The 6,569-nt window shown below is 70.7% G+C and carries 6 protein-coding genes; 4 read left to right on the top strand and 2 right to left on the bottom strand.

The genetic code is table 11. The annotated features are described in order from the left end of the window. Positions 1-6: 6 nt before the first annotated feature. Positions 7-1,437 carry an MFS transporter gene (locus ETD85_RS34785; protein ID WP_138694060.1) on the bottom strand — a complete coding sequence of 477 codons (1,431 nt, stop codon included), beginning with the start codon at positions 1,435-1,437 and terminating at the stop codon, positions 7-9. 74 nt (positions 1,438-1,511) lie between these two features. Here ETD85_RS34785 and ETD85_RS34790 point away from each other — a divergent pair, with 74 nt between their 5' ends. Beyond that, complete coding sequence (locus tag ETD85_RS34790) at positions 1,512-2,411, top strand: SDR family oxidoreductase (protein WP_138694061.1); 900 nt, start codon at positions 1,512-1,514, stop codon at positions 2,409-2,411. Position 2,412: 1 nt separating this feature from the next. Continuing rightward, positions 2,413-3,231 carry a MaoC/PaaZ C-terminal domain-containing protein gene (locus ETD85_RS34795; protein WP_138694062.1) on the top strand — a complete coding sequence of 273 codons (819 nt, stop codon included), beginning with the start codon at positions 2,413-2,415 and terminating at the stop codon, positions 3,229-3,231. 21 nt (positions 3,232-3,252) lie between these two features. On the opposite strand, the gene ETD85_RS34800 is transcribed toward ETD85_RS34795, so the two are convergent. Next, the gene (locus tag ETD85_RS34800) at positions 3,253-3,864 is read right to left on the bottom strand and encodes a TetR/AcrR family transcriptional regulator (protein WP_138694063.1); all 612 of its coding nucleotides are present in this window, start codon (positions 3,862-3,864) and stop codon (positions 3,253-3,255) included. A gap of 109 nt (positions 3,865-3,973) precedes the next feature. On the opposite strand from ETD85_RS34800, the gene ETD85_RS34805 reads away from it, so the two are divergent. Together ETD85_RS34805 and ETD85_RS34810 are read left to right on the top strand one after the other, a co-directional pair. Next, positions 3,974-5,128: an acyl-CoA dehydrogenase family protein gene (locus ETD85_RS34805; protein ID WP_138694064.1), complete on the top strand. Its 1,155-nt coding sequence runs from the start codon at positions 3,974-3,976 to the stop codon at positions 5,126-5,128. A 5-nt stretch (positions 5,129-5,133) separates the two neighbouring features. Continuing rightward, the coding region (locus tag ETD85_RS34810; protein ID WP_138694065.1) for an acetate--CoA ligase family protein at positions 5,134-6,569 on the top strand (1,436 nt) is incomplete at its 3' end.

A 6,569-nucleotide genomic window follows, 5' to 3' on the forward strand; every position in this document is an offset into this window, starting at 1 on the left:
GCCCGGTCAGCCGGCCTTGCGCCGGGCCAGGCAGGCCAGCACGGTGAGCACCGAGATCGCGGCCATCGAGCCGAGCGCCCAGCGGTAGCCGGTCACGAGCTGCTCGATCGCTCCGCCCTGGAGCTGCGAGAGCGTGCCGGCGAAGACGCTCTGGTGCAGCGCGGCGGGCAGGGGCGCGGTGATGATGGACAGGACCAGGCCGGTGCCCACGACGTTGCCGGTGTTCTGCAGCATGAGACGCATGGCGTTGACGATGCCGAGCCGTTCCGAGGGCAGGCCGTCCAGGATGGCGGTGGTGTTGGAGGGCAGGAACACGCCCGACCCGAGCCCGATGAGCACCAGCGCGCCGGCCACCGCCGGGTACGGGGTGGCCGAGGACATCACGGCGAGCATCGTGAGCAGCCCGCAGGTCGTCGCCGAGGCCCCGGCCACGGCCAGCGTCCGGGCGCTCATCAGGCGCTGCAGGAAGCCCGAGCTCACCGACGCGATCATCGCCGCGATGGCCAGCGGCAGCACCTTCAACCCGGCCTGTACGGGATCGTCGCCCCGCACGGCCTGGAAGTAGAGCGCGACGAGGAAGACCATGCCCATGCGCGCGACCGCGTTCAGGAACGACGCGAGCGTGCCGAAGGCGAACGCCCGGTCGCGGAACAGGCTCATGTCCACGACCGGATGCGCCGCCCGCGACTCCTGGATGAGGAACAGCGGCAGCCCCACGACGAAGCCCGCCAGCCCGGCCAGGACCACAGGGTGCCCCCAGCCCAGCCTGGTGAACTCCGACAGCGCCAGCAGCAGCCCGCCCAGCGTGACCAGCACGAGAACGTTCCCCGGCAGGTCGAGCCCGCGCGCGCGTCCGTCCGGTGGCGTCGGCCGCAGCACGATCGCGCCCCAGACCAGGCAGATCAGCCCGATCGGCACGTTGAACCAGAACACCCACCGCCAGCCCAGGCTCTCGGCGAGCACGCCGCCGAGCGTCGGCCCGATCAGCCCGGCGATCGAGAAGGAGGCGATGTAGACCCCCATCCCCTCCCCCAGCCGCTCGCGCGGGAAGGCGGCGCTGACCAGGGCGGCGCTGTTGGTGAGCAGCATGGCCGCGCCCACCGCCTGGACCACGCGCATGGCCACGATCAGCCACGCGTTCGGCGCCGCGCCGGCGAGGAGAGCCGCCACCGTGTACGTGGCCAGCCCTAAGAGGTACATTCGGCGCCTGCCGAACAGATCCGCCAGGCGGCCGAATACCACCATGAGGACGGTCGTGGTCAACTGGAACCCCAGGAGGATCCAGCCCGCGGCCGTGGCGTCGGCTCCGGTGTGCCTGGCGATCTCGGGAAGCGCGACGTTGATGGCGCTGCCGCCGAGTCCGGTCAGCACGCTGGCCAGGCTCACCACCGACAGCGTGCGCCAGGCGTAACCGACGGGAGTGGTCGTAGCCAGCAAGGGCTGTGTCCTTTCTAGATTTTAATACTAGAATCTAGTTCACATCGTCAGCCGGTCAAGGATCGAGGTGTCGGATGAGTGGGATCGTCGAAGGTCGCGTGGTGATCGTCACGGGCGCGGCCAGGGGGATCGGGCGCGGGCACGCGCTGGAGTTCGCCAGGCAGGGCGCGAAGGTGGTGGTCAACGACCTGGGCGCGGAGGTGGACGGCACCGGGGCCTCCGGGGCCGCGGCCGAGGTGGTGGCGGAGATCGAGGCCATGGGCGGCCAGGCCCTGGTCAACGGCGAGGACGTCTCGGACTTCGACGGCGCCGAGCGGCTGGTGCGCTCGGCCGTCGAGCATTTCGGGACGCTGGACGTGCTGGTCAACAACGCGGGCATCCTGCGCGACCGGATGCTCGTCAACATGACCGCCGACGAGTGGGACGCCGTGATCAGGGTGCACCTGCGTGGCACGTTCGCTCCGCTGCGCCATGCCGCCGCCTACTGGCGGAACAAGGCGAAGTCGGGCGAGCGGGTGGATGCGCGGATCATCAACACGACCTCGTCCTCCGGCATCTACGGTAACCCCGGGCAGGGAAACTACGGCGCCGCCAAGGCGGGCATCGCCGGGCTGACCGTGATCGCGGCCCGCGAGCTGGAGCGCTACGGCGTGACCGTGAACGCGGTCGCCCCCGCCGCGCTCACCCGCATGACGGAGAACCTGATGCCCGCGGGCGCCACCGGCGCCGACCCCGACGACATCGCGCCGCTGGTGGTGTGGCTGTCCAGCGCGGAGGCCAGGGCCATCACTGGGCGCGTGTTCAACGTGCGGGCCGGCGTGATCAGCGTGGCCGAGGGCTGGCACGCCGGCCCGGGCGTGGACAAGGGCGGCCGGTGGGACCCGGCCGAGCTGGGCTCCGTGATCCCCGCGCTGGTGGACAAGGCCGCGCCGAACGCGCTCACCAACGGCCGCATCCCCGGACGGGAGGACTGACATGGCGCTCGACCACAGCCTGATCGGCGTCGAGGGCCCGGCGCACGAGCGCACGTGGACCTCGAAGGACACCATGCTGTACGCGCTCGGCGTCGGAGCCGGCACCTCCGAGCTGGAGTTCACGACCGAGAAGGGACAGCGGGTGCTGCCGACGTTCGCGGTGCTGGCCGCGCAGGCGCCGGGGCGGCGGCTCGGCGACTACGACCCGGCCATGCTGGTCCACGCCGAGCAGGCGTTCGAGCTGCGCGCGGAGCTGCCCGCGGCCGGTGGCGTGCGGACGACGACGAAGGTGACCGGGATCTACGACAAGGGCTCGGGCGCGCTGGTGACCACCGAGGCCACCGCCGTGGACCTGCGTACGGGCGAGGTCGTGATCGCCAACCGCAGCGCGGTGTTCATCAGGGGCGAGGGCGGGTTCGGCGGCGATCGGGGGCCGAAGGACTCCTGGGCCGCGCCCGACCGGGCGCCCGACCACAAGGTGACCTACTCGACCAGGCCGGATCAGGCGCTGCTCTACCGGCTGTCCGGCGACTACAATCCGCTGCACAGCGATCCCGAGTTCGCCGCCAGGGCCGGGTTCGACCGGCCGATCCTGCACGGGCTGTGCACGTACGGGGTGACGGGCCGGGCGCTGCTGCACACGGTGGCCGGGTCGGACCCGGCCCGGTTCAGGGCGATGTCGGGGCGGTTCACCAGCCCCGTCTTCCCGGGTGAGTCGCTCACGGTGTCGATCTGGGCGGACGGGTCCGACGTGCTGTTCAGGACCGCCAAGGACGACGGGACGGTGGTGATCGACCGGGGCCGCGCCACGATCGGCTGACGTCGCGGCCGTCCGGTGGGATCAGCCCTCTTCGAGGACCTTGAGAGGATCGAGGCGGTGGATCAACGACATCGCCGCCTCGATGATCTCGGTGGCCTCCTCCTCGGTGTCGGAGGTGGCGACCTCGCGGGCGGCCTCGCCGATGATGCTGGTCAGCACGGCCACGGTGAACCGGTCGAGCGGGTCTCCGCCCGCGCCGAGCAGCACGGCGTTCTGGCGCACCCACTCCCGGCCCCGGGTGCGCCGGATCAGCTCGAACCCGGGCGGCCCGTCGCCGTCGATGAACAGCCGGACCAGGTCGCGGCGCTCCCAGGCGCCGGCGAGGTAGGCCCTGGCCCCGGCGATGAGCAGCTCGACCGGGTCGTCCACCCCGGCCTTCTTGGCCTTGGCCACGCTGGCGGCCGAGGCCTGCTCGTGGGCCGCCTGGTGGTCTTCGTAGAGGGCCAGGAACAGCTCGGTCTTGCCGCCGAAGTGATGGTAGAGGCTGCCGACGCTGGATCCGGCGCGGGCGACCACCTCGGAGACGTTGGAGTCGGCGAAGCCGTGCTCGCTGAAGACCTCGCGAGCAGCCTGCAGCATGCTTTGGCGGGTCTGGGCCGTACGGCTCCACTCCCACGAGGACTTGCGTGCCATGACAGCATCATATCTCGCCAAATTCTAGAATCTGATTCTTGACAGGGCGCTGTCACCGCTAGAATCTGTTCCTAGAGACCGATTCTAGAAAGCGTCAGAGGAGGCGGCTGTGGACTTCTCGCTCACCCCCGAGGAACGGCAGATCCGCGACACCGTCCGGTCCTTCGTCGAGAAGGAGGTCATGCCGCTGGAGCCCGAGGTGCTGCGCAACGAGCGCGCGGGCCGCCCGGCAGTAGACCCCGAGGTGCTGCGCGACCTGCGCGCCAAGGCCAGGAAGTCCGGGTTCTGGGGCATCAACACCCCCGAGGAGTACGGCGGCGCGGCGCTGGGCCCGATCATGTCCGCGATCATCGCCATGGAGATCGGCCGGACGTTCGTGCCGTTCTCGTTCGGCGGCAGCGCCGACAACATCCTGTACGCGGGCACCGACGAGCAGAAGCAGCGCTACCTGATCCCCACCATCGAGGGCGAGCGGCGCTCCTGCTTCGCGATCACCGAGCCCGGCGCCGGCTCCGACGCGCGCAACATCCGCACCCGCGCCACGCGGGACGGCAGCGAGTGGGTGCTCAACGGCGAGAAGACGTTCATCACCGGCGGCAGCGAGGCCGACTTCGTCATGGTGTTCGCCGTGGCCGAACCGTACGGCGTGACCTGCTTCCTGGTCGACAGGGACATGGGCTGGAAGTCCGAGCCGATCCCGACCATGGGCGAGTGGGGCCCGGCCGCGCTGGTGTTCCAGGACGTCCGGGTGCCGGAGGAGAACATCCTGGGCGAGCTGGGCAAGGGCTTCGAGCTGGCCATGGCGTGGATCGGGCAGGGCCGCTACATGATCCCGGCCAGGGCCATCGGCTCGGCCGAGCGCATGCTGGGCATGGCCATCGACTACGCCAAGATCCGCAAGTCCATGGGCCAGACGATCTCGGAGTACCAGGCCATCCAGTGGATGATCGCCGACTCCCAGGTGGAGATCGAGGCGGCCAAGTGGCTGACGCTGTACGCCGCCTGGCGGGTCAGCGAGGGCATGGACGCCCGGCACGCCTCCTCGATCGCCAAGCTCAACGGGGCCGTGATGGCGAACCAGGTGGTCGACCGGGTCCTGCAGATCCACGGGGGTATGGGGTACACCAAGGAGTTGCCGATCGAACGCTGGTATCGGGAGCTGCGGCTGCTGCGCATCTTCGAGGGAACCGACGAGATCCAGAAGCGCACGATCGCCCGCAACCTCATCAAGGGGCACGCCCGGCTCGGGCTCATCGGGGAGTGACGCACATGTCGGTGGAGGCGCTGTTCAATCCGCGCTCGATCGCGCTGGTCGGGGCGACGGACAAGTCGGGCTGGTCGATCAGCACGCTGCTCAACCTGCGTACGCACGGCTTCGCCGGGTCCGTGCACCTGGTGAACCCGCGTGGTGGGGTCGTGCACGGCTCGCCCGCGTTCCGCAGCCTGACCGAGATCCCCGAGCCCGTCGATCTCGCCTACGTCATGGTGCCGACGACCGCGGTGCTCGGGGTGCTGCGCGAAGGGACCAAGCTGGGGATCCGGTGCTACGTGATCCTCACGGCCGGGTTCGGTGAGGCCGGGGAGGAGGGGGCGCGGCTGGAGTCCGAAATCGCGGCTTTCGCCGCGGAGAACAGCCTGGTGATCCTCGGGCCGAACGGGAACGGATACATCAACGCCGCCGCCGACGTGACCCCGTACGGGCTGCCGATCCCCGAGCCGCTGCTGCGCGGCTCGGTCGGCGTGGTGCTGCAGAGCGGCGCGCTGGCCAGCTCGGTGCTGGCCTTCGCGCAGGCCCGCAACGTCGGCATCAGCCTGCTCACCTCGATGGGCAACGAGTCGGTCGTCACCGTCACCGACGTGATCGACTACCTGGTGGACGACCCGGCCACGAAGGTCGTCGCGCTGTTCCTGGAGACGATCAGGAACCCGGCCGAGTTCGCCCGGGTCGCGCGGCGGGCCCTCGAGGCGGGCAAGCCGATCGTGGCGCTCAAGATCGGCCGCAGCAAGCTGGCCTCGCACACCGCGCAGGCGCACACGGGCGCGCTGGTGGGCGACGACGACGTCATCGACGCCGCGCTGCGCCAGCTCGGCGTGATCAGGGTCCGCTCGCTGGAGGACCTCATCATCACGGCCGGGCTCCTCGCCTCCACCGGGCCGCTGCCGGGGCGTCGCGTCGGCGTCGTCACTCCATCCGGCGGCGCCTCGGAGATCATCGCGGACCGGGCCGAGGACGAGGGGCTGGAGCTGCCGCCGTTCGCGCCCGAGACGGTGGCGCGGCTGGCGGAGATCGTCCCCGCCTTCGGCAACGTGGCGAACCCGCTCGACGTCACCGGCTACGTCCTCATCGACCGCACCCTGCTCGGCCGCGCGCTGGAGGTGGTGACCGCCGATCCGGAGATCGACCTGGTCATGCTGCTGTCGGAGCCGCCCAGGATCGCGCCGCCCGACCCCGCTCCCGCCTTCGCCCTCTACTCGGCCAGCGCGCGCCGCATCGCCGAGTCGCCGGTGCCCGTCGTCGTGGTGAGCAACGTGCTGACCGATGTCACGGAGTTCGGGCGCAAGGTGCAGCAGGAGACCGGCTTCCCGTACGTGGTGGGCGGGATCGAGCACGGGCTGCACGCCATCGGCGCGGCGGTCCGCTGGTCCGAGGCGCGGGCCAGGGCCCTGGCCCGGCCGCCCGCCGTACCTGTCTCTTATAAACATCT

The sequence above is a fragment of the Nonomuraea zeae genome (assembly GCF_005889725.1).
GTDB lineage: Bacteria > Actinomycetota > Actinomycetes > Streptosporangiales > Streptosporangiaceae > Nonomuraea > Nonomuraea zeae.

What these genes read in the sequence shown, in the direction of transcription:
- ETD85_RS34790 (WP_138694061.1), top strand. Translation starts at nt 1,512, where the DNA reads ATGAGTGGGATCGTCGAAGGTCGCGTGGTGATCGTCACGGGCGCGGCC.
- ETD85_RS34795 (WP_138694062.1), top strand. Translation starts at nt 2,413, where the DNA reads ATGGCGCTCGACCACAGCCTGATCGGCGTCGAGGGCCCGGCGCACGAG.
- ETD85_RS34800 (WP_138694063.1), bottom strand. Translation starts at nt 3,864, where the DNA reads ATGGCACGCAAGTCCTCGTGGGAGTGGAGCCGTACGGCCCAGACCCGC.